The sequence below is a fragment of the Janthinobacterium sp. genome (genome assembly GCF_031995485.1).
GTDB lineage: Bacteria > Pseudomonadota > Gammaproteobacteria > Burkholderiales > Burkholderiaceae_D > Janthinobacterium.
On the sequence record NZ_DAMAGB010000092.1, the window covers coordinates 1 to 2876 of the forward strand.

Consider the following 2876-nt stretch of genomic DNA (forward strand, 5'->3'; position numbering starts at 1 on the left):
TGCCGCAGGGCACGCAGCGATAGCGCTGCAAGCCATGGGCATGGCCGTGCCGGTGAATATGCGTGGCACCGCAGGCCGGACAACGCAGGCCAGCCTGCGCCGTCTGCTCGATCAGGGCGATGGCGGCATCTTGCACACCGTCTTGCAGTAGCGCGATGCCGGTGAGGCGCTGGCGCCGCGACAACTGCGAGAATTGAGCGATGAGCGCCTGCCACTGGACTGGATGCATGACCGTCTCCTGAAAGGAAATTCCTGATCATTTAGACCTCAGCAACGTCAGAACGTTTCCACCTTTTTCGCTGACATAGCCTAAAAAAACGGCAGCCCGCAGGCCGCCGTTTTCATGAAGCGGGAGCGAATTACTTCACGCCGTGCATCAGTTTGTTGATCAGCGGTGCGATCAGGAACAGCACCAGGCCTGCGCCCAGCAGCGACCAGAAGCCGAAGGTGTAGCCGGACAGGGCCGACGGCACGGACATGCCGCTGTCGCCGCTGACGTGGCTGGCGAAGATGCCGGACAGGTTGTTGCCGATACCGGTCGACAGAAACCAGCCGCCCATGCCCATGCCGACCAGGCGAACTGGCGCCAGCTTGGTGACCATCGACAGGCCGATAGGCGACAGGCACAGCTCGCCGATCGACTGGATCACGTAGACCATGAACAGGGTCCAGAACGGGATCTTGTTGTTGCCATCAACCAGGCTCGACAGTGCGAAGATCAGCAGGCCGAAGGCGGCGGCATTGCCCAGGAGGCCCAGGCCGAATTTGCGCGGGATCGACGGGTTGACGTTGCGGCGCGCCAGGAATACCCACACGGCGGCGATGATCGGCGCGAAGACGATAATGGCCACCGAGTTGACGGTCTGGAAGTAGGCGGTCGGGAAGGTCCAGAATCCCAGGTCGCGGTTGACAATGTTCTCGGCCAGGAAGGTAAACGAGCTGCCCGCCTGTTCGAAGAACATCCAGAACAGGATATTGAACGCAAAGATCACCAGCATGGCAATCGTCTTGTCGCGTGCGACCTTGCCGCTGCGGATACCTTCGATCATCAGCATGACGGACAGGCCGACAAACAGGATGGTCAGCACGATCTGCAGGTTGGCGGCGCCAACGGTCAGCAGGAAGTACATCACGGGAATCACGCACAGGCAGCCGAGCGCCACATACACCACGCGCATCGGATTGGCCGCATGCGCTTCCGGTGCGCCGATGCCTTTCAGGGCGTTGCGGCCGATATAGAACCACACCAGGCTGATCAGCATGCCGACGCCGGCTGCCATGAACACCACCTTGTACGACGGCATGCCGCCGGTGCCAAAGATCGATTCGGCCAGCCACTGGGTGAAGACGGGAGCGACCATCGCGCCCATGTTGATGCCCATGTAGAAGATCGTGAAGCCGCTGTCGCGGCGCGGATCGGCGGTCGTGTACAGCTTGCCGACCATGGTCGAGATGTTCGGCTTGAACATGCCGTTACCGACGATCATGGTGGCCAGGCCCAGGTTGAAGATGTCCTGGTTGGGCACGGCGATGCAGAACAGGCCGGCGGCCATGAAGACGGCGCCCAGCAGGATCGAGCGCTGATAGCCGATCACGCGGTCGGCGATATAGCCGCCGAACAGGGCGCCGGCATACACCAGCGCGAGGAAGGAACCATAGGTAAGGTTGGCCGCAGCCTGTCCCGATGCGTCGCCACCGTGGAACTGGGCGACGATATACAGGACCAGCGCCCAGCGAACTCCGTAGAACGCGAAGCGTTCCCAGAATTCAGTCATGAACAACATCCACAGTGGGCTAGGATGGCCCATGATCTGCTTGAACTCGGGAATTACGGCTTCCTTGTTGGGCGTAGTCGCACCGCTCATGCGGTTCCTCCTGAAAAATTTTTATAGTCTGTCGATAAAACAATCATATGCAATCCTGCGGCTGGCTGGCACTCTCATGAAGTACCGGACGGACGGGAATCGCAATAGGCAGGCATTCTAATCTACAAATTGCGCTGAGCGAAGGTTTCCATTCGCATTAGCAAGAATGGCTGTTTCATATCAGTCAAACCGGTTTGCAGGCAAGGGGCGTCGATGGTGTTTTTGCCATGCGGCAGCACAAGCGGGCCGACTTGTCGTATATTGGTGCTGCAAGACATTCGAGGATCGATTTTTAAAGGAAATTCGCATTATGGAACACGACGTTATCGATGCTCTGGTTTCACCGGAGGGCCGCCTGGACGTGCTCTCCAAGACCGAAGTCAACAAATTGCTCGACACCAGCCAGGGCGGCCTGTACAACACTTTCCGCCGCTGTGCGCTGGCGGTACTGAACTGCGGCAGCACCATCGATGATGGCCGCGCCTTGCTGGAACGCTACGAGTCGTTCGACATTTCCATCATCCAGCGCGAGCGCGGCATCAAGCTCGACATCAAGGGCGCGCCGGTGATCGCGTTTGTCGACGGCAAGATGGTCAAGGGTATCCACGAACACCTGTTTGCCGTGCTGCGCGACATTATCTTTGTCAGCGATGAAGTGACGGGCAATCCGAAATTCGACCTGCAGAGCACGGAAGGCGTGACCGACGCCGTGTTCCACATCCTGCGCAACGCCAATGTGCTGCAAACCCAGCTGAATCCGAACCTGGTGGTGTGCTGGGGCGGCCATTCGATCAACCGTGCCGAATACAATTATTCGAAGGAAGTGGGTTACCAGCTGGGCCTGCGCGGCCTCGATATCTGCACCGGCTGCGGGCCGGGCGCAATGAAGGGCCCGATGAAGGGCGCCACCATCGGCCACGCCAAGCAGCGCCTGCACAACGGCCGCTACCTGGGCATTACCGAGCCGGGCATTATCGCCGCCGAGTCGCCGAACCCGATCGTCAACGACCT

The 2876-nt window shown here is 59.6% G+C and carries 2 protein-coding genes and 1 pseudogene; 1 reads left to right on the forward strand and 2 read right to left on the reverse strand.

Annotation, left to right across the window (positions count from 1 at the left end; translation table 11 throughout):
- A pseudogene (locus RTQ46_RS27080) lies at positions 1-229 on the reverse strand (IS1595 family transposase); the annotation flags it as partial.
- A 130-nt stretch (positions 230-359) separates the two neighbouring features.
- Positions 360-1865, reverse strand: a complete 1506-nt coding sequence (locus RTQ46_RS27085; RefSeq protein ID WP_312440713.1) for an oligopeptide:H+ symporter — start codon at positions 1863-1865, stop codon at positions 360-362.
- A gap of 310 nt (positions 1866-2175) precedes the next feature.
- Between RTQ46_RS27085 and RTQ46_RS27090 the strand changes: the two genes are divergently transcribed.
- On the forward strand, positions 2176-2876 hold a 701-nt coding region (locus RTQ46_RS27090; RefSeq protein ID WP_312440714.1), incomplete at its 3' end, for a pyrimidine/purine nucleosidase domain-containing protein.

Bases quoted from the DNA above. Each gene is read 5' to 3' on its own strand.
- RTQ46_RS27085 (WP_312440713.1), bottom strand. From the start codon at position 1,865: ATGAGCGGTGCGACTACGCCCAACAAGGAAGCCGTAATTCCCGAGTTC.